Source organism: Streptomyces sp. NPDC088747, assembly GCF_044751025.1.
Lineage (GTDB): Bacteria > Actinomycetota > Actinomycetes > Streptomycetales > Streptomycetaceae > Streptomyces.
The window spans coordinates 512,847-531,309 of the sequence record NZ_JBIVKZ010000001.1; the positions used below are offsets into that span (position 1 = coordinate 512,847).

General features: G+C 70.3%; 20 protein-coding genes and 1 pseudogene. 20 read left to right on the plus strand and 1 reads right to left on the minus strand.

The annotated features are described in order from the left end of the window. Positions 1–176: 176 nt before the first annotated feature. A pseudogene (locus ACIP79_RS02590) lies at positions 177–448 on the plus strand (glycosyltransferase); the annotation flags it as partial. A gap of 224 nt (positions 449–672) precedes the next feature. Further along, entirely contained in the window at positions 673–1,716 is a 1,044-nt protein-coding gene (locus ACIP79_RS02595; RefSeq protein ID WP_401218269.1) for a pentapeptide repeat-containing protein, read from the plus strand. Between the two features lie 168 nt (positions 1,717–1,884). Here ACIP79_RS02595 and ACIP79_RS02600 read toward each other — a convergent pair whose 3' ends face one another. Continuing rightward, complete coding sequence (locus ACIP79_RS02600) at positions 1,885–3,330, minus strand: hypothetical protein (protein ID WP_401218272.1); 1,446 nt, start codon at positions 3,328–3,330, stop codon at positions 1,885–1,887. Positions 3,331–3,665: 335 nt separating this feature from the next. Between ACIP79_RS02600 and ACIP79_RS02605 the strand changes: the two genes are divergently transcribed. From ACIP79_RS02605 to ACIP79_RS02690, 18 genes are all read left to right on the plus strand, one after another. Then, positions 3,666–4,772, plus strand: a complete 1,107-nt coding sequence (locus ACIP79_RS02605) for a hypothetical protein (RefSeq protein ID WP_401218275.1) — start codon at positions 3,666–3,668, stop codon at positions 4,770–4,772. Between the two features lie 37 nt (positions 4,773–4,809). Next, entirely contained in the window at positions 4,810–5,262 is a 453-nt protein-coding gene (locus tag ACIP79_RS02610) for a hypothetical protein (protein WP_401218278.1), read from the plus strand. Then, a complete protein-coding gene (locus tag ACIP79_RS02615) occupies positions 5,259–6,449 on the plus strand; it encodes a hypothetical protein (protein ID WP_401218281.1) in 1,191 nt (396 codons plus the stop codon). The genes ACIP79_RS02610 and ACIP79_RS02615 overlap by 4 nt, the downstream gene beginning before the upstream one ends. 568 nt (positions 6,450–7,017) lie before the next feature. Then, the gene (locus tag ACIP79_RS02620; protein ID WP_401219206.1) at positions 7,018–7,239 is read left to right on the plus strand and encodes a hypothetical protein; all 222 of its coding nucleotides are present in this window, start codon (positions 7,018–7,020) and stop codon (positions 7,237–7,239) included. A 185-nt stretch (positions 7,240–7,424) separates the two neighbouring features. Beyond that, a complete protein-coding gene (locus ACIP79_RS02625) occupies positions 7,425–8,567 on the plus strand; it encodes an AAA family ATPase (protein WP_401219209.1) in 1,143 nt (380 codons plus the stop codon). Further along, the gene (locus ACIP79_RS02630; protein WP_401218284.1) at positions 8,564–10,363 is read left to right on the plus strand and encodes a hypothetical protein; all 1,800 of its coding nucleotides are present in this window, start codon (positions 8,564–8,566) and stop codon (positions 10,361–10,363) included. Before ACIP79_RS02625 ends, ACIP79_RS02630 begins: the two co-directional genes overlap by 4 nt. Before the next feature lie 208 nt (positions 10,364–10,571). Next, on the plus strand, positions 10,572–11,063 hold the full coding sequence (locus ACIP79_RS02635) for a hypothetical protein (RefSeq protein ID WP_401218287.1): 492 nt from the start codon (positions 10,572–10,574) through the stop codon (positions 11,061–11,063). Between the two features lie 100 nt (positions 11,064–11,163). After that, complete coding sequence (locus tag ACIP79_RS02640) at positions 11,164–11,601, plus strand: hypothetical protein (protein ID WP_401218290.1); 438 nt, start codon at positions 11,164–11,166, stop codon at positions 11,599–11,601. Beyond that, the gene (locus ACIP79_RS02645) at positions 11,598–12,386 is read left to right on the plus strand and encodes a hypothetical protein (protein ID WP_401218293.1); all 789 of its coding nucleotides are present in this window, start codon (positions 11,598–11,600) and stop codon (positions 12,384–12,386) included. The genes ACIP79_RS02640 and ACIP79_RS02645 overlap by 4 nt, the downstream gene beginning before the upstream one ends. Beyond that, positions 12,383–13,231 carry a relaxase/mobilization nuclease gene (locus tag ACIP79_RS02650; RefSeq protein ID WP_401218296.1) on the plus strand — a complete coding sequence of 283 codons (849 nt, stop codon included), beginning with the start codon at positions 12,383–12,385 and terminating at the stop codon, positions 13,229–13,231. The genes ACIP79_RS02645 and ACIP79_RS02650 overlap by 4 nt, the downstream gene beginning before the upstream one ends. A 13-nt stretch (positions 13,232–13,244) precedes the next feature. Further along, positions 13,245–13,949, plus strand: coding sequence for a hypothetical protein (locus ACIP79_RS02655; RefSeq protein ID WP_401218299.1), 705 nt, complete (start codon positions 13,245–13,247; stop codon positions 13,947–13,949). Between the two features lie 25 nt (positions 13,950–13,974). Then, positions 13,975–14,733, plus strand: coding sequence for a hypothetical protein (locus ACIP79_RS02660; protein ID WP_401218302.1), 759 nt, complete (start codon positions 13,975–13,977; stop codon positions 14,731–14,733). Further along, entirely contained in the window at positions 14,730–15,383 is a 654-nt protein-coding gene (locus tag ACIP79_RS02665; RefSeq protein WP_401218305.1) for a hypothetical protein, read from the plus strand. Before ACIP79_RS02660 ends, ACIP79_RS02665 begins: the two co-directional genes overlap by 4 nt. Before the next feature lie 17 nt (positions 15,384–15,400). Further along, positions 15,401–15,808, plus strand: coding sequence for a hypothetical protein (locus tag ACIP79_RS02670; RefSeq protein ID WP_401218308.1), 408 nt, complete (start codon positions 15,401–15,403; stop codon positions 15,806–15,808). Between the two features lie 276 nt (positions 15,809–16,084). Further along, on the plus strand, positions 16,085–16,468 hold the full coding sequence (locus ACIP79_RS02675; protein WP_401218311.1) for a hypothetical protein: 384 nt from the start codon (positions 16,085–16,087) through the stop codon (positions 16,466–16,468). Then, entirely contained in the window at positions 16,465–17,268 is an 804-nt protein-coding gene (locus ACIP79_RS02680; RefSeq protein WP_401218314.1) for a DUF317 domain-containing protein, read from the plus strand. The genes ACIP79_RS02675 and ACIP79_RS02680 overlap by 4 nt, the downstream gene beginning before the upstream one ends. 26 nt (positions 17,269–17,294) lie before the next feature. Beyond that, complete coding sequence (locus ACIP79_RS02685; protein WP_401218316.1) at positions 17,295–17,648, plus strand: hypothetical protein; 354 nt, start codon at positions 17,295–17,297, stop codon at positions 17,646–17,648. Further along, the gene (locus tag ACIP79_RS02690) at positions 17,639–18,460 is read left to right on the plus strand and encodes a DUF317 domain-containing protein (RefSeq protein WP_401218319.1); all 822 of its coding nucleotides are present in this window, start codon (positions 17,639–17,641) and stop codon (positions 18,458–18,460) included. The genes ACIP79_RS02685 and ACIP79_RS02690 overlap by 10 nt, the downstream gene beginning before the upstream one ends. The last annotated feature ends 3 nt before the right edge of the window (positions 18,461–18,463 follow it).

Genomic DNA, 18,463 nt, shown 5'->3' on the forward strand with positions numbered 1-18,463 from the left:
GCCACCACATCGTTACAAGGGGGCACAACCGACAGCTTCCGCACCACAGTTCCTCCGAGCCGACCAGTTTACCGACATGGCGAACATCACGGCCGCAGTCGGCAAACGAGTACGTGGCGCTCGCAGTCACTGGCTCGGCGAGCATCCCGAACAGCCCTCGCCCCAGCCGGAAAACCGACGGTTCGACCACCCTGTGGCGCTGCCCGACCTCGCCCGGCCAGCACGAGGCCGGCGACGTGTGGACGTTCTGGAGTCCCCGGCGGACACCATCCCCATCGGGCCGACCACGATCCTCGCCCGCACCGACCTCGTGCGCGCCGCGCCGACGGGCGGCCTCGTCCAGGGCGAGGACTACCGCGCGGCCCTCGGCGTGACCGCTCTCGCGCCCGGAATCCTGCTGCCGGTCCCCGTGTACAGATATCGCAAATGGGACGGTTCCCAGTCAAGTCCAGCGTGTCTGAGGGCGAAGACCCATTCAGGACTCCCTGGTTGACGCGAAAGCCGCAACGGACTCACGTCCTGCCGATCGTCCCTTCCCCGCACCGCCTTGATTAAGGAGTTCCGCTCAGGAAGCCCGCCCCTCAATACGTTGCCTCTGCGGGGACTCGTGCGGTGAGATGAGTCGTGCGCAAACAACGGGGATTTGTGATTCTGGGAGGCGTAGCGATAGCTATGGCTGCTATCGGTGCGGTGCTGCTTGTATGGCGCGGGCCCTGGTGGGCTGACGGCGAGTACCTCAGTGACAAGGAACTGCGCGCCGGTTCGGCCGCACTGGTCACTGGCTTTCGGACCTCGGTCGTGCAGCTGTTCGCCCTCTTCGGGGCGGGCATCGCCCTTCTGTTCACCGCATTCAACTACCGGCTCACCCAGCGAGGCCAGGTCACAGAGCGCTTCACTAAGGCATTGGAACGCCTCGGCTCGGCAGAGATGTACGTACGAATCGGAGGTCTCCTGGCCCTAGAGCAGATCGTACAAGATGCTCCTGGCCAGGCAGAGCACGCGACGCAGGTACTGAAAGCCTTCGTACGGGACCGGGCCGCTCGCGCTGCCGCCCCATCACCTCCAGTTGCCCGATCCATGCGCATTGCCGAGGCACGTCGGGCCGCTCGCCGCAGAGGCGGGGTAGCCAGCATCCCCGCCGCCTCCGTACGAGCAAGGCCCGATGCAGACGTACAGCAGGCGTTGACCGCACTTATCGGACCACCGACCCAGCCGGGCGGGCACCCGGACGACAGCATCTGGGAGTGGAACGGGGGCTCCGAGCACGTGGATTCGGGCAGGAAGATCGATCTCGGTGACTTGAACCTCGCCGGAGTCAACTTCCACCGCGCGGACCTGTGTGGAGTCCGGTTGGACGGTGCCGATTTGAGCGGGGCCCGAATGACTCGGGCATACCTGCAAGGTGCCAGCCTGGAGGGGGCGAACCTGACAGGGGCTGAGATGTATCGGACGAACTGCAACGGAACCCGGATAGAAGATGCGGATCTCACCGATGCCTACATCGACGGTGCAGACATGGCGAACGCCTACGGGCTGGCAGTGGAACAAGTGCTGGTGGCGAAGGTGACTAGCCGGACGTCACTCCCGAGTTATGTCGCGCGGGACACCCGTGTGCTTGCGCGTATGGCGGAAGTGGAGAAGATCCTCGAAGACGAGTGGGAGGGTGCTCTCCGCGAAAACTCCGAAAGGACTGCTTCGCTCCCGGTAGGCGAGTGAACGTGCTGAAACCCCTCACTTCCGCGTGATCGCGGGCAGTGGCAGCGCTCGGTAGTTCTCAGGTGTCGCCTGATTAGGCCGCCTGCGACTATCAGCCCTTGGCAGCAGGGGCGTTGGGCGTTCCCTTGCCACTGCCGTTAGGTCACCACGACCCGCCACAAAACATCATCAGAGGTCCTCGTCCGTACTGAGGAAGACCGACTTGAACAGGTCGGCCGCGTCGACGAGGGGCTCGGTGGGCACCCGGAGCTCACCACTGGTCACCGCGTCGTTGCCGTCCTCGGTCAGTTCCCACGAGACCTCCACCGAACTGGCCTCAGGGTCCTTCGCGATGATGACGTAGTCGTCTTGGTCGCTCGTCCAAGGCACGTTCGGACGGAACGACTCCGGAGTGAGCACAACTACGGCGTCCTCGCCATGGGTGCTCCAGGTCACGGGATAGCCCCGTGGGAGGGGTCGGATAGCGGAGTGGTCGAAGTTCGGCAGGAACGGCTCGTGCGGCCCCAGCACTGGTTCGACGGCCTTCTCGAAGGCTGCGTCGTCCGGGTCGAGGTAATCCAGCACTTCGCAGTTGTGGAACGTCACAATCAGGTGCGGCTTGGAGACGAAACGACCGCGGCTGACCACCTGGACGCCGGCACCCGACATCCCGACGCCTAGGAAGTGCTCCCGCGCCTCGGCGATGTGCTCGGCCTCCTTGCTCTGCCATGCGGCGAGCGCCTGCTCCCGGTCCTCCGTCGACAGCGGCTTCGGGTTGCCGAAGACGCTCGACGCCAATCTGAACGACGTCGAGGCGAAGGCGTCTTCAGCCGGTGTCGGCTGCTTGGTGAACTGCTCTTCTTCGTAGCGGCGCAGGCTCTTCAGGATCTCGTCCACACGGTCGACCCTGCAGATCGGACCGAGTACTTGTACCTCAAGGTCGATCGGTGGCCTCCCGCCCCGGCGGACGCGCTCGACGAGGGCGAGGACCTCTCCGGAGCGTGCGGGCCGCGTGTTGCTGGTGCCTCGAACATAGATCGCGCCGTCTTCAAGGCTGTCGCGGCGGTCGTCACTCTGATAGCTCTTGTGACACGGGAAGATCGTCTGGCCATCCTCCGGCGGCTGGGCGATGACGAACAGGACCTCGTGGTCGGAGTCGATGCCGATCCGGCCGAACTCGAAGGCCGGGAACTGGGGCCCGAGGTAGGGGCGGAGCCGGTCCTCGAGCTCGTGGGCCTCGGTTCCGCGCGGTACTCCGGGAGCGCTGTTCTTCTGTGCGCCGATGACCAGGACCGCGTAGCCGTGGAAGTATCGGGCCGCCTCCCCCGGACGCCGGTTCGCTGCGCCCAGGAGGAACTTTGCGATCTTGGCCGCGGTCGCCTTGCTGTTCATGTCGAGTGAGCTCTTGACCTCGAGGTAGGTCGCCTCGGCCTCGTCGCCGACAGCGACTACGTGCCCAAGAACGCCCCGTAGGGCACGCTCACCGAGCGGGATGACGCTGGTGTCGAGGGCGGAGGTCCCGGCGTCCGAGTCGTCTGAAGGCAAGAGATCCGGCATGAACCGATTCTCCCATTCATGACCGCCGGGCGGAATCGAATGTCTGCCCAGCCTCCGCGGATGCCAGGCCGCAGTCACGGCGCAACATAGCCGATGATCGCCGGTTACCCCAACCGGCGATCGTCAAGACACTTGAAGCTCCCCTCCAACCGCGAATCCCACCGAGCCGGCACGCGCATGTCCGAGAAGCCGACCTACAAGGAGCAAGCCCATCTCACCACCAGGACCCCGGGCCAACCCACATGTGGCGGCCGTCTGTTACCCGCAGTCGCCATCCGAGCATCAGCCGCAGAGGCAATTGCTCATGATCGCGCGACGAGCCCCGAGCCTGAGAATGCTCACCGCGGTCAGCACCCCAGGTAGCCGGAAGGCCGGTGCTCACGAAATTGCGGAACCTACAGAGGACCGGGTCCATGGCTGAGGCGCAGATCGTCCTGTCGCGCTGCCGGGAAACGGGCATCGTCGCCATCGCCTCGGGCGAGCAGTACCCGTGGGCGCACACCGCCCTCGCCGAAAGCGGCTTCCGGCGGGACGACGAGGGCGTCTACCACCTGCCAGCAGATGGCAACGGCACCACCGTGGTCGACCTGGTCAAGTGCGCGAAACGGCACCGCACCAGCGTGCATACGAGCAGCCGACGCTTCATCGGCGATGTCGCCCGGGACCTAGCGCGCCAACTGCCCGGCCAGTGGCACACCTCGGTCGAGATCTACTCCCACCCCGCCTGGCAGGAAGACCTGGTGCCCTGGATCTGGGACAGCGGCGAACTCGGCCGCGCCCTCCAGAGCGAGCGGATTCCATACGCTGCCACGCTCACCGACACGGTGCACGGCACCACGCTGCTGCTCGTCGAGCGCCCTGGTCGCCAACTCGACTACCTGGTCGGCGCCTTCGCCCCGGACGGACTCGAAGAGGGCTACGGCGATCCGCACGCTCCGCGCAGTATCGTCCTGCCGCCTTTCGCCGGACGGGCGGCCCAGGCCGTCACCGACCGGTACCTGCCCTCCTACGAGCAGGCCGTCCACGCCCGCCGGACCGCGGCCATCGCCGCCGCACTCGGGGGCATCCGCTCCGAGCACGACACCTGGCAGTCCATGGTCGCCTCCGGCCGCAACAGCGACGCCACTCCGCTGCGCGCCGCAGCCCTCGGCGCCGCGACCGAGGAATTCCTCGACTACGCGTGGCGCCGCTTCCTCACCGTCGTCGACCACGCCCCGACACTGATCGACCGGTGCCACCCCGCCAGCAGCCCGTGGCCCGACGACGCCGCGACGCTGTCCCACCTGGCCGATGCCGTGATTGATGCCGAGACCCTGTTGGACGACGTCGTCCAGGGCAGCCCACTTACGCCGCAGGAGCGCCCTACCCGGGGGTGGCCGGCCATCGAGACCTGGCTCACCGACGGCGAGATCTTCTTGCGCCAAGCCCGCGTGAGCGCACCCCACCGCCGACCGGCCCTCCCCGTCGCCGCGCCCGTCCGCCCCCTCCCCGCAGCCCGCCCCGCGCACCGCAGCCACTGACAGCTCCCCCCGACAACGTGAGGAGAATTCCGCCCCCTTGCAACCCGGCACCCACTTCGTCTTCGGTGACCACGACGCGCACGGCATCGTCGCCTCCTTCACCGCCTCCATGCCCGCGCACCTCGCCCACTGGTACCTGGAACGCGAGCAGTTCGAGCCCGTTCCCGCAGAACCCGGGCTGTACCGGCTCAGCGAGCCCGAGCGCGACGGCCCCCGCCGCACCCGCCAGACCGTCCACGATCTGCGCCGCCAGGACTACACCGTGCAGGCCGACATTCACCTCGACTCGCCCCTCTCCGCCGGCCCACCACGCCCGCTTCGGCCGAACGGACTCCAGGAACACTGCAGCCGTCTCGCCCAGGCCGCCGCCGGCCGAACGACGCAGCGCGCCACACCGCCCACCACCTCCCTGGCATCGACTCGGCCAGTCCCGCCGAAGCCCAGCTACGCACCGGCCGTCACGGCCTCGGGCGGTGGACGGTCCCGATGACACCCACGAGCGATCCAACCCCCGACGGCTCTCTGCCGGTGATAGCGGAACTCACGGACGGTGCACGCGACTTCCGGCTGCGGATGACGGTCATCGACCGCGAGAGCGAGGTCGCGTTCGACATGACATGCGACCGCTACGGTCGCACTGTCCACACAGGCGCCGCAGCAGCCGCACGAGCCCACCGCAACAGGGCGGCGGTGGAGGCGTACACCACGCATCTCGCCCCGCACGCCGATGCTCTCCTTGATGCCGCCCGCCGTGCGCTCGACGAGCTGCACCCCGCCCGGCACCTGGCCGGGTGGCGGGCCGTGCTGGATGGCCTGGCCGCCTCCGCCACTGAGATCCGCCGGGCTCTCGACCGGCCGGCCGACCCCGGCTCCCCGGCCGAACACGCGCAGCACTCGGCCCTGTGGCCGCACCTCGCCGCCTGGGCGGATCACAGCTTCATCGCCATCGACCTCGCCGACCAGAACAAGCACCACCGCCACAAGGCCCCGCTGACCGACGAGGAACAGCAGACGTGGACGCAGAGGGCCCAGGCCGCGCAGCAGCGAGGCGAGTTGGAGCGGACCGAGTCGTGGTACGCCGCCGACGGCCAGCTGATCACCCTCGCCCACCTCATCGAAGACGACGACTCGACGCTGGTTGCGCTGCGAGGTGACCCGGACGCACCGAGCTGGCAGGTGATCGGGCACTACGCCCACGAATACGAGGCAGGGAAGGTACTGCCCGTCCCAGTCCCTCCTGGCGTGCTGAGCGCGGACGTCTCCCGGTTCAACCGCCCAGTGCCGGTCCCGGGGGTGTCGCTGCAGGAACTCATCCGCGACGTCGTCGAAGGCCGGACCGCAGGAGACGCCTCCGAAGCTCTCCTCGGCGCCGTCCAGCGCGGCTACATCCCGGGCCCGATGGTCCGTCTCCAGGAACTCCTGGAGACCAGCAGCCGGTTCGCCAGCGCGCTGGAGACCGTTCAGGGCCGCCAGATCGCCGCACGTCTCTCGGCGCTGGGTCGGCAGATCGAGTTCCTCACCCATGAAGTCGAGGAGGCGGCCGAGGACCTCGGCGCGACCGTCGCCGTCCTGCCGCCGCACCGCACCCCCGTGCTGCGCATCCGCCCGCGCCCCGCCGTGGACACCGCGCCACCCACGCCGCTGGCTCGCGCCAGCGTGACCGCCCGTCACCGCTAAGCGCCGGTGCGTTCCTGACTGTCGTGGTCGCCTGCGCCTACGCCATTACCGACGTCCTCACCCCCGCGGGCCGTTCCAGCGAGGCGTACGCGTGGCTGATCGGCGCGGTCGGCGCCAGGCAGTCCGCCGGCACCGCCCTCGACGGACACGTCGCTGAGCAGACCTCGCCAGCGCAGCGCTCCCCGCCGCCGGCGCGGCCTTCGCTCTCACCGTCCTTCTCACCGCGCGCCGGTGTCTCGGCTCTACCAGACACCGTCGCGCGGCCGGCACAAGACTCCCTGATCAGGGCGCAACCCCCCTACTTTCCCACCCTTTTGAGGAGATCCATTTGTGGCCGTTGTTGGTACACCCAGCGATCAGAACGTGCGGAAAGGCGAGTCAGGTAGCTGCGGGGCGGTGAGGCCGCCCTGCGGCATGTCGGCAGTCATTGCCATCGTTCGTGGTCCAGCCACGCACCGTTGATGTGCTGGAAGCTCCGGGCCCGCCTCGCCTTCGCCCAACATCCCACCGCTTTCCCGCCACCACCGATAGGAGATCCGCCTTGCCCGAAACACCAGCAGAGCCGTTCATGACGATCCGGCACACCATCACCGGCGAGATCACCACCACCGGCTACAACGCCGCCGCCCGGCGGATCCTGCTCCAGGCCGGCTTCGAAGAGACGCCAGGCTGCGCCTGCCGAGCGACGGAACCCGGTACGGAGCGGACGCACGGGCCTACTCGGCAGCCAGCGAGCTGCTCGTCGCCGACCATCCCCTGCACCTGGACCGAGCCCTCGGTCGGCCGGTGAGCGCCGACGGTACGCCCCGGTCGCCGATGTCGGCACAGTCCGTGATCCGCCCCGAGAGCGGCCAGCCTCTCCAACGCATCGCCAACCCCGCCCGCACCCGCACCCGTTGAAGGGGCCTCGTTTTGAACACGCCCGGAACGCCTACCAGTCCAGCGCGCACCAAGGGCGGCGAACTACGGGCCAAGGTGGCCCGACTGCTGGCCGACCGGCCGGCAGACACGCTCACCATCGGGGACATGGCCAGGCAGCTGGGCCACTCCCACGGCGCCGTCCGCAACGCCGCCCTCACCCTGGTGCGACGCGGCGAGGCCGACCAAGGCGGGACCGGACAACCGGAGTTCCGCGCGAACGCGAGAACCGCCGCAGCCGCGCAGACCGCGGTGATCAGCCCACCGGGCACCCACTCTCCCCGCGCCCAGGCGGCCACGGCCCGCACGACCACTATCACAGCAGCCACGCCCAGGCCGACCGGCCCGATCCGCCGCGCGGGCGGCCAGGTCTACCACCCCCGGGAGCTGGCCGATCTGCCCGATGTCGAGGCGTTGAATCGCTTGCGCGACGCCGACGTGCCGGTGCTGCTCTACGGTCCTCCGGGCACCGGTAAGACGTCGCTGGTGGAGGCGGCGTTCCCGGACCTGCTCACCGTCGCCGGTGACGGCGACACCACGGTCGGCGATTTGATCGGCGAGTACACGCAGGATGACGCGGGAGGCTACGTCTTCCAGTACGGTCCGCTGGTCACCGCGATGACCGAGGGCCGCGCCCTGCTGATCGACGATGCCACCTTGATCTCACCGAAGGTCCTGGCCGCGCTGTATCCCGCGATGGACGGGCGCAGGCAGATCCAGGTCAAGGCCCACAAGGGCGAGACCATCAAGGCCGAGCCGGGCTTCTACGTGGTGGCGGGCCACAATCCCGGCGTCCACGGGGCGGTGTTGACGGAGGCGCTCGCGAGCCGGTTCAGCGTGCAGATCCAGATCGGCACGGACTATGACCTCGCCCTGGCGCTGAGGATCGACGCCCGGGTGGTCCGGGTCGCCCGACACCTCGCCCACCAGGTCGAACTCGGCGAGCTGGGCTGGGCCCCTCAACTGCGGGAGCTGCTCAGCTACCAGAAGACCGAAGCCGTCCTCGGCACCAAGGCCGCGCTCGCGAACCTGGTCGGCATCGCTCCTATGGAGGATCGCGACGCCGTCGCCGCCGCCGTCATCAAGGCTGCCGGCGTCAAGGAGGTCGCGCCCCTCACCCTCGGCAAGCAGCTCTCCGCCTCGGCCGTCCGGCAGCCCCCGGGCAGCACCGGCTCCGCGCACCGTGGCCGCTCGCGATGAGCGTCCACCACCACGTCCAGTCCCCTGCCACACCGCCGGACGACGACACCGACCTCGCGCGCTGGGACGACGACGGCGCCCCGCCCGCGCAGCCCCGTTCCTCCCCGGCCGCGTGGCTGCGCGTGGGAGCCGAACTCGGCGACCGGCTGGTCGCCCTCTCCGGCCGCCAGGACCTCCTCGTCACCTGCCGCCCCGGCACGCGCAGCGGCGCACCGGCCGCGTTCTTCCCCACTCTGGGCGAGGTCGAGTTCGACGCCCGTTTGTTCGCGCCGCTCCAGCCCCACGAGATCCATCCGCGGATCGTGGGCGACGAGGAGCGGTATCCCGCCGCCTGGGGGGTGTTCATCCACGAGGCCGCGCACGCGGCCCACTCCGTCTGGACACAGCCTGCCGGAGCGGACCCCCGTGTCGTCGAGGCCGCGCTCCTGCTGGAGGAGAGCCGTGTCGAAGGCGCACACCTGATCACGCGGCCCACGGACCGCACGTACCTGCGCACCAGTGCCCGAACCCTGGTCATGCCCGACATCGCCCACCCCACCCTCCAGGGCATCGAGCACGCCGCCGCCGTGGCGGCCCTGGTCCTCGGCCGCCGTGACGTCGGCATCCTGGACGCCGGCGAGACCCGGGCCGTCGCCGATCTGTGCGAACAGGTGCTGGGCGCAGACCTGCTGGCCACACTCACCCGCATCTGGACCGCAGCCCACCAGTGCGCCGACCACGACGCCACGACCATGCTCGCGCACGCTCAAAAATGGTGCGCCGCTCTGGACACCGCAGCCCCCGCCCTGCCCGTGCCGGAGAACCTCACCGATCTGCTGTCCGGCGCGGTGGAGGTCGTCATGGACAGCACGGCAGCCACCGACGCCGCCGACCTCGCGGCACAGGCCGCAGCGACCAACGCCCTGGCCGCGCAGTCCAAGGCACAGGCACAGGACCGCGCCCAGCGGGCCGGCCAGCGACGCAAAGCCGCCGCCACCGCCAAGTCGGTCTTCAACGCCCGGGGCACCACCGTCACCCCCGACGGCACACCGGCGCCCTACGGCAACCCGGTCACCGGCACCCGCAGGCCCACCGCCGCCGAGCAGAGTGCCGCCGCGCGCCTGAGCCGCGCCCTGCGTGCCGCCGCCTACCGCGAGCGGACCGAGGAGCGGACCACCAGCCCCACCCCGCCCGGCCGCCTCAACATGCGCGCGGCCCTCGCCCGCGACGCTCAGCGCGCGGCCGGATCGGTCCCCACTGCGGAACCGTTCACCCACACCCGCCGCCGGAACTCCCCCACCCCACCGCTGCGTGTGGGTATCGCCGTCGACGTCTCCGGCTCCATGCGTGCAGCCTGCGCGCCCATCGCGTCCGCTGCCTGGATCGTGGCACGCGCAGCAGCCCTGACCGACCCCGACTCCCTTACCGCCACCATCGCCTACGACCAGCACCTGACCGCATTGACCCGACCCACCCACCGAGCACCAGAGCGCGTGACGACGTTCGATGCCACCGGCGGCCACCACAACCTCGGCGACGCCATCGACGCACTCGACCATGGCCTCGAACTCAGCCGCCCCGGCGCCGGCCGCCTCCTCGTGATCGTCACCGACGCCCGGTACGACAGCGACGAAACCGCTAAAGCCGTCGCCCGCGTCAAGCAGCTCACGACCGCCGGCTGCGCCGTACTCCAGCTCACCCTCACCGCGGAGTCCCACCACCTGCCGGGGACCACCTTGCTGCACCTGCCCCAGCCCTCCAGCGCTCCCGTCGCCATCGCCACAGCGGCCACAGACGCCATCCGCAGGACACGCTGAGACGACGCAGAAGGCGGAAGCGTCCCCGAGACCACCGCCAAGCGCTCCAGACCACCTCCGTCCGCCGCATGAATCGTGCATCTGATGCACGACCCTCCGCAACGACGCAGGCCACCACCCCGACCGCCAACGAAAGGCACTCGATTTGAAGCCCCAGACCAGCAGCCCGACCTCGAACGTAACGCCCATCAAACGGAATTCCCCGGGGGTGAGTACGCACTGGACGGTGGAGCACGCCTGCTCCCACCGGGTAGATCACGACCTGTCCAACCGCCCCGCCGACAAGCGGGCCGGCTTCGCCCGTTGGCTCGTGTCGAAGGACTGCACCGACTGCTGGAAGGCGGCGCGCGACGCCGACTCCGAGTCCAAGGAAAAGTGGCTCGCGGAGAAGCGCGCCGATGAGCAGGAGGCAGCCGCCACCTGGGCCAAGCAGTTCGACATGCCGCAGCTGGAGGGCCCGGAGAAGGCCCTGGACTGGGGTGAGCGCTCCCGCCATCAGCTGATGACGGCCGCGCACACCGCCCTGGTTATCGAGGGCAGTTGGGACGAGGCGGACTGGGCCGAGCTGGAGGAGAAGGCCCGTTCGATCACCCGGGCCGGATGGTGGATCGACCAGCGCGACGCAGAAGGCACTGACCTGCTCGAACTCCTCGACGCAGCCACCGAGGCGGACCGCGGGACGGAGAACCCGTTCCGCTGACGGCGGGGCAACATAGCCGGGAAACGCCGGTTAGCCAAACCGGCGTTCCTCCGGACTATTGATGCTCCCACCCCGACAGCAACCACGTGGAAGGAACCGCGTGCTCCCTCCGCCCTGGGACCATCAACCCACCCCCGTCACCGCCCGCGCCCCCGACCCGCTAACTCCCACCCGAGATATCACCCACGCCCACTTTCAGGCCGGAGACACCGTCGTCGTCCTCAAGGGGGTGGCCGGCGGAGAACTGTGGGGAGACTCCATGCGCATCGTCGCCCCCTCCTGGCACACCCCCACCGACGAGGACGGATGGCGACTGCGTGATCCCACCGGCGGTGCCCAGTCCTACGTCACCGCCCACCCCCGCTACCTCGTGCACCTCTCACGCCGCTGCCCGGACTGCCTGATCTACCTCCGGGCCATGGAAGACGCCCTCCTCGCACGGTTCGCCGACCGCGACGAGCTGATCGACTGCGGCTGGTACACCACCACCGCCCTGGGCCAGCTCGTGCACACCGCAGACACCAGGGGCGGCCGGTGACTCCCCCCACGAACCGCACCGACCGTACCGCTGCACTCCACAAGGCCAGGGCCCGAGCCACCGCAACTCCGGACGATCCTTCCTGGCCGCTGCACCTGGCCGAAGACCTCCACGGCATCCGGGCCGACTGGAAAACCTCAGCCGAAGTGTGCGCGGACGCCGCCTGGGCGGCACAGTCAGCCGGCCGCAGCGTCTTGGGCCTGCTGTCCCCGGGGGATGTCCTCGCAACGGACCGTGATTCGATCACCACCCGCACCTTGGCGCATCTGTACCTGAGCGCCCTACGGTTCGACTTCCGCTACCCCACTCTCCAGCGCCTCGTTGAACAGCTCGCGCAGACCGCGCGTCAGCCGCTGGACTGCTACACCCGTGCCCTGTACGCCTTCGCGCTGCTGGGCCAGTCCCGCCCCGAGGGCCTGACGGTCATGGACGAGGTCCTCGCCACGGCCGAGGAGCACCCCAAAACGCTGCACGTCCTGCTGCACGGGCTGTGGCTCGGCCAGGACCTGGACGAGGGTGCGGAGCGTCTCCTGGCCCTCAGCTCCCGGCCCGCCCTCGCCACCGGCACCGACCCGATCGTCCTCTTCCGCGTGGCGGGTGCCCTGCGCCGGCTGGGCCGGTACGACGAGGGGCTGAGCGCCATCGCCAGGGCGATCAACTGTCTTCCGCCGGGAGACATCTCGGTTCACGCCGACCTGGTCCGCGAGCGCTCGCTGCTCTGTGCAGCCCGCGACCTTCAACAGCACCGGTCACCCACCCGCACGTCGAGCGGGGTGCCGTCATGATCCCCCGACTGCACGCAAGGGCCCACTCGCCGCGCGAACCGCTGGCCGAGGCGCTCGGGCGGCCCCTTTCCCCGAACGAGGGCCTGACGGAGTACACCGTGGTCGCCCACCGGCCGGGCCTGGACTACTACACCCCGGACGACGAGCAGAGGACCTGGACGTCCGTTGAGTGGGCCGAGCACCTCGAAGATCCATACCCGGAGCATCCGTTCGCTGCCAGCCCGGACGACGACCGGCACGCGATCCTCCATTTCGACGTCCGGCTCCACCCGGACGACCGGGAGCTGACCGGCCCCGAGTGGGCCGAAACCGCTCACCGGTTCGCACGGGCCGCCGGTATAGAGGTACCCGGCACCGCAGAGCACGGTTGGCGGTGGATCGCTGTCCAGGGCCAGCCCGGGCGTCTGGATCTGATCGCCAACCTGATCCACCTCGACGGCACGTGGCGCACCCCTCCCGCCGACATCCTCCGACGGCTTGCGGACGAAGCGCGCCGCATCGAGCAGGACCTGAACCTGATCCCCGTCCGCACCGGCACCACGCAGTGGTCCGCTGCCCGTACGGTCCCGACCGCATCGGCGCAGCTCGCCGGCGTCCTCACGCAGCTCGCCGACGAACAGGCCGGCCCGCTGGCCACGGTCCGCGGACTGGTCGAGCACACCGCTAACCGGATCGCCCGCCAGCCGGGGGCTGCCGGCACGGGCACGGCGCACCGTCTGGAGCTGCTCGCCCGCCGCCTCCACGCGATTCAGCAGGACTTGGACGCCACTGCGGCCCATCTGGCCCAGCCCCGGGCCGCCGCCGCACCGGCCGCAGCCCGGCGCACCGCCCACCCATCTCCGTAGGAGAAACGTCTCTTTGCCCTGCACCACCGGCCGCTTCCTGGACATCCGCCGTGACCCGCACTCCGGCGAACTCCTCGCCCGCGGGGGCGACGCTGAGGCACACAGCATTCTCCAGCGCGCGGGATTCGTCGCTATCGTCCGCCTCCACGAGAGCTACCACCGCGTTCCCGCCGGCCTGACCGAGGACGACGAGTCCCGTCTCGCCACCGATGCCGTAGGGCGCCTGCGGGCCGTCGGGTACCACGTCGACTGCGACGAGCGCTTCGACACCGACGCCCGCCCTGCGGCCTACCCCACGCTCGGCGCCTCGGTCTCCCACCTCGCCGAACGCCTCCGCGAGGCCACCGACACCGCCGAGGCAGCCGACATACTCGCCGAACTCACCGCGCCCCACGACGGCATCCTCGCCGGGTTCGAGGAAACCCTCGGCGCCCTGGCGGAGTTCTTCGACGGCCTAGGCGACGCGAGCGATCCGTACACCGCCGGGCGCCTGCGCTACCTCGCCGACGAACACGTCCGCGTCATCCACTCCGACCTCGCGCACACCCGCGAACGGCTGGCCGACCGGTACGCCCCTCACCCCGGCCGCCGCGCCTACACAGAGCAGGTTCCCGACCACGAGCCCGAACGCTCCGCGGTGTGCGCCTGCCCGCCCCCGTCGCGTGCACTGCCAGCCATGGCACCGCCACCCGTCGGTGCCGCCCGCTCGCGCCGCTGAGCCCCTGCAACTGCCCAAGGACACCATGCACGACCACAGCGCCTCCGAGCGCCTCGCCTCCTATGCCGACGTCCTCGCCGGCGAACTCCCCGACACCTGGACCAGTACGCACCTGACGACCGACGACAAGGACGACCTCGCCGAACTCACCGACCAAATCTGGGACCTGGACCTGGTCGCCGCCTCCCTGGCCGAACACCCCCTGCAGCAGGCAGCCGTCCTCAGCCGCTCTGACGGCGCCCAGCTCGTCCTGATCGACCGGCACGACGAACGCGACGGCTTCCTCCTCGCCGCCGTCGCCCCGCACGCCCTGCCGGACGGGGCGTACGGCGCCGTCCCCGAGCCCAACGGCATCGTCCTGACCGACGACCCGTTCCTCGGCGCCGAGCAGGTCGCAAATGATCTGCTCGTCCGCTACGACCGTGCGCTTGCCCAGGTTCGGCACAACGCCCTGGACGGCATACAGCCCTCCCAGCCGGACCGGATCGTCCTGACCTGGCAGCCCGACGGCAGCGTTGCCACCGCCCCCGCCCACGACCGGGCCGGCACCGTCCTCGCCGCCCACGGTTTCACCCAGGACCCGCACAGCGGCATATACCGCTTGGGGGGCGACGACACCCAGGCTCAGGCCCGCGCGTTGCGCGAGATCGGCCCGCAGCTCGAAGCGCTCGGCATCGGCACCGCCCTCCAGCACCCCGCCGGACGTCACGCGCCCACTTCCGCCCCGGCCTCCATGCCGCCGGCCCCCGCCGGCGCCCGCACACCCACCGCCAGGACGCGATGAGTCAGACGGAGCCCGACTTCTGGGTCCTGGAGTACGTCACCATCACCAAGGACCCCCGCACCGGCTTGGTCGTGGCCATCGGCGGCACCGAGCAGGCAGCGGACATCCTCCAGCGGACCGGCGGCTTCCTCACTTCTCCCGGGCCTCGCGGTGACTACCACCGTCTTCCGCACGGCCTGCCCATCGAGCAGCAGCGCCTGAAGGCGACCGCCGCCTCGCACGCCCTGCTCGCCGCCGGCCACAGCGTCCACCTCGACCCCACCCTGAACATGCTGGCCGCCCCCGACGGCGACCGTGACGCAGCCCTGCGCTACCTCACCCAACTCGCCGAGCGGGTCTCGGCCGCCGAGACCAGCAGCGCGGTGGCCGAGGTCCTGACCGAGGTCGCTGCGCCCGTGCACGGGCTGCTGCCCCTGACCAGAGAAGTGATCGTCCGCGCCTGGATCGCCGCCAGTGATGTCCAAGGCGCCGCGCCCGGCGAGGAACCCGAGCCCATCGCACGACTCGGTAGCACGGCCAGCTCCTTGAGCGAAGCCGCCCGCGTCGTCTTGCACGCCCGCAACCACGCCGCCCGCCGGACGCAGCCGCCGGCGACCACACCGGCCCCGGCAGCGGGCCGTGCACCGTCCCCGGTTTCCCGCCGCCGCTGACCCGGGAGAGGAAACGTATGGTCAATCTGGCCGACGAGTACGGCACCGACGTCGAGATCCACATCAAGGCCCTGACGACCACCATCCACGCCGACACTCCCACCGGCGCCCCCTCTAGCCTCCACGACTTGCTGGAACAGCTCGGCCTCGAACGCCACGAATACCCCGCAGGCAAGCCGCTCTACATCTGGCACACCGTGCCCGACCACTTCGGTGCCGAGGAGCAGAAACGCCTGGCGAACCGCGCCATCCCCGCCCTGCTCCTAGCCGGATACACGGTCAACTGCGACCCCGAGGTCTTCGACGAGGCCCTCTACCAGCAGGCCGTGCGCCGTCTCCGGGCGCCCGCAGCCCGCCCCGCCCCGCAGCAACCGGTGCCCGCCAGTTCCCCCTCGCGCCCCGCACCGGCCCGCCGCACCCCGTAAGCCCGAGCGGCCCCGGCACCGCGCCGGGGCCGCCCACCTCCCCGCCGCCCGATTCCACGGAGAAACCCGTAGCAGAACGCACACCTGCACCGATCAGCCATGGGCTCATACCCCGGCTCGCATCAGCCCTGTTCCGCCGCTATCTACGCGCCTGCATCACGGCCGGTCCCGACCGCGCCTCCCCACTGGCCGGCGCCCGCCCGGAAGCCGTCCCCACCGAAGCGCAACGCGTCGGGCAGCACCAACATCACTGACCGTCCACGCACCCGGAGGAGCATGTCCCGCCCCGGCCCCTATCCGGTGAGACTGGCTGACGAGATCACCCGCCAGCTCAGCCAGCTCTCCGACCACCTCTCTCAGCTTCCCCCGCCCCAGGCCGCGCAGGTCATCGCCCGCGTCCTCGACCCGGACAACGGAGTCCTCGGCGGCGTCACTCACCTCGTCATCACCGGCAGCCACTTCGCCAAGAGCGAGGCGGAACGAGGCGCCCTGCCAGCGGAGGTATGGCTCGCCTTGGGCCGTGCCGCCAACGAACTGCACGACATCAGCCTGGACCTGGACGAGCACAGGGACCTGCTCCAGGACCTCGGCACCCGACCGGCCACCAGGGCGGCGAAGCCTCCGGCTCCTGCCCCGCTCGTCGTACGGCGGCGCCGGTGAAGAAGAAGCAGTGGCAGGGCTGGGGGCCGGGCGAGCAGGCCGAGCAGCACTACCTCGTCCAGCCCCGTGCTCTGGCAGGCGGCGGTGACGTCCGGCACGTCTCGGAGTTCCTGCGCGCCTCGGGCTGGCGGGATAAGTCCAAGAAGGACGGCCCGCTGCTCATGGAGAGCCCGGACCGCACCGTCCGCGTCGCCTACGGCCCCTACATCCTGCCGGGCGGATGGACCATCCACGGCCGGGCAGGCGGCGCGACCGGGGAATGGTCTGCGCACCTGGGCCGGCAGACGCCGGTGGAGATCGTCGCCGGTCTGACCGACGCCCTCACCCGCCCCCGCTCCGCACACGCCTCCAACGTCTGGGCACCTCTGCAGGAGCAGAACTGGCACACGCGGTTCGAGGGCCAGGACTATACGGCGACCAGCCCCGACGGCACCGCGTGGATGCAGTACCACCAGGGCGTCGATGGCTCGGCGATGTGGTGGACCGGAGCGCAGGACAAGCAGGGCAACGGCTGGACTGCCAACTTCACGCCGAACACGCCGATGCACCTGGTCCAAGCCTTCTCAGCCGAACTTGCCGGCCCGGACCCCGTGATGCGCCCACGTGGACGTGTCCCGCACAGCGCCCAGATCCGTACCTGGTCGGTCTCCGTCAAGCCCTCCCAGCTCAGCGCGTGGCAACAGGCCCGGATCACAGCCGCCCGCGCCGCCACCTGGGCCCGCGCCAGCGCCCGAAGCGCCCGGCCACGCACCACCGCCCGCCCCTACACCCCGGCCGGCGGCGCCCGGACCCGCCGCTGACCTCCATCCCCATCTCAAGGAGCCCGATGCCTGCCCCCACCCCGGACACCCTGCGCACCCTGACCGAATCGCTGTCGGACGTCACCGAGTACCTGCGCGAATATCCCGACCCTGCCGAAGCCCTCGCCCTGGTCGAGCCGCTCCTCGACGAGTACACGGGCCTGCCCGTCCAGCTCGCCGATACCCTGCGTGCCCTCGCCCGCACCGTCCAGGAACACCAGGCCATCCCGCGCTCCGCGCACGTCAACCTCCTGATCGCCGAGCTGCGCTCCGCCGCCTGGGAGCAGACCGACCAGCACAGCCTCCACTACGTCCTCGACGAGCTGCGCGCGCTGTACGACGACGCCGAGAGCGAGCAGGGGTGCAGCCGGTGCCGTTGAGTGAGCGCCAGCTCGACGCCTTCGCCGACAAACACGCCGGGCAGATCCCCTTCGACACCAGCCCTCGCCACCTCGCCGGCCCGGGCGACGCCCGCCACGTCACCCACGGCCTGGCCGCGGCCGGATGGGCCACGGTCTCCGACCCGCTCAGCGCCGAGATCGTGATGGCCAGCCCCGATCACCGCTACCGCCTGCAGTTCGACCCGCAGTCCGCCACCTCCGCTTGGTGGCGGCTGCGGGCCGCCCCCGGCGACAACGAACACGGCTGGTACGCCGAGTTCGGTGGACTCGTGCCGGCCGAGGTCCTCACTGGCTTCACCGACGCCCTCATCGCACCGCCCTCACCGCAGCCGGACCCCTGGCAGCCGGTGACCAGCGCAGGCTGGCAGTACGACGATGCCGGAAGAGCGCTCTCTCCGGACGCGCTGTGCCGCATCGAACACCGCCCCATGAGTGAGTTCCATGAACGGCCGTCCTGGCACATCGAGGTCAGGAAAGGCAGCGACGAATCTTTCCCGGGCCCGCGGATCTGGCATGCCTTACTCGACGAGCACGTGCCCGATCACCTGGCCGGCGCCTTCCTCGGTGCCCTGTCCGACCTGCGCGCCCTGCAGCGCGGCATGTTCGACCGCACCGCTCACCACCGTGCCGTCCGGGAACCCAGTCCGCTGAGCCCGCAGCAGGTAGTCGACGCGCACACCGCCCGGGTGAAGACGATCCGCGCACAGGCCCGCGCCGTGCGCCGTCAGCAGACCGCCCCCGCGACGCCTCCCGCGCCCGCTACCGCCGTCCAGTCGGCTGCCCGCCGCTGACCT

Coding starts and splice junctions, on each gene's coding strand:
- ACIP79_RS02630 (WP_401218284.1), top strand. CDS start 8,564: ATGAGCGTCCACCACCACGTCCAGTCCCCTGCCACACCGCCGGACGAC.
- ACIP79_RS02650 (WP_401218296.1), top strand. CDS start 12,383: ATGATCCCCCGACTGCACGCAAGGGCCCACTCGCCGCGCGAACCGCTG.
- ACIP79_RS02605 (WP_401218275.1), top strand. CDS start 3,666: ATGGCTGAGGCGCAGATCGTCCTGTCGCGCTGCCGGGAAACGGGCATC.
- ACIP79_RS02675 (WP_401218311.1), top strand. CDS start 16,085: ATGTCCCGCCCCGGCCCCTATCCGGTGAGACTGGCTGACGAGATCACC.
- ACIP79_RS02595 (WP_401218269.1), top strand. CDS start 673: ATGGCTGCTATCGGTGCGGTGCTGCTTGTATGGCGCGGGCCCTGGTGG.
- ACIP79_RS02685 (WP_401218316.1), top strand. CDS start 17,295: ATGCCTGCCCCCACCCCGGACACCCTGCGCACCCTGACCGAATCGCTG.
- ACIP79_RS02620 (WP_401219206.1), top strand. CDS start 7,018: ATGACGATCCGGCACACCATCACCGGCGAGATCACCACCACCGGCTAC.
- ACIP79_RS02615 (WP_401218281.1), top strand. CDS start 5,259: ATGACACCCACGAGCGATCCAACCCCCGACGGCTCTCTGCCGGTGATA.
- ACIP79_RS02670 (WP_401218308.1), top strand. CDS start 15,401: ATGGTCAATCTGGCCGACGAGTACGGCACCGACGTCGAGATCCACATC.
- ACIP79_RS02660 (WP_401218302.1), top strand. CDS start 13,975: ATGCACGACCACAGCGCCTCCGAGCGCCTCGCCTCCTATGCCGACGTC.
- ACIP79_RS02665 (WP_401218305.1), top strand. CDS start 14,730: ATGAGTCAGACGGAGCCCGACTTCTGGGTCCTGGAGTACGTCACCATC.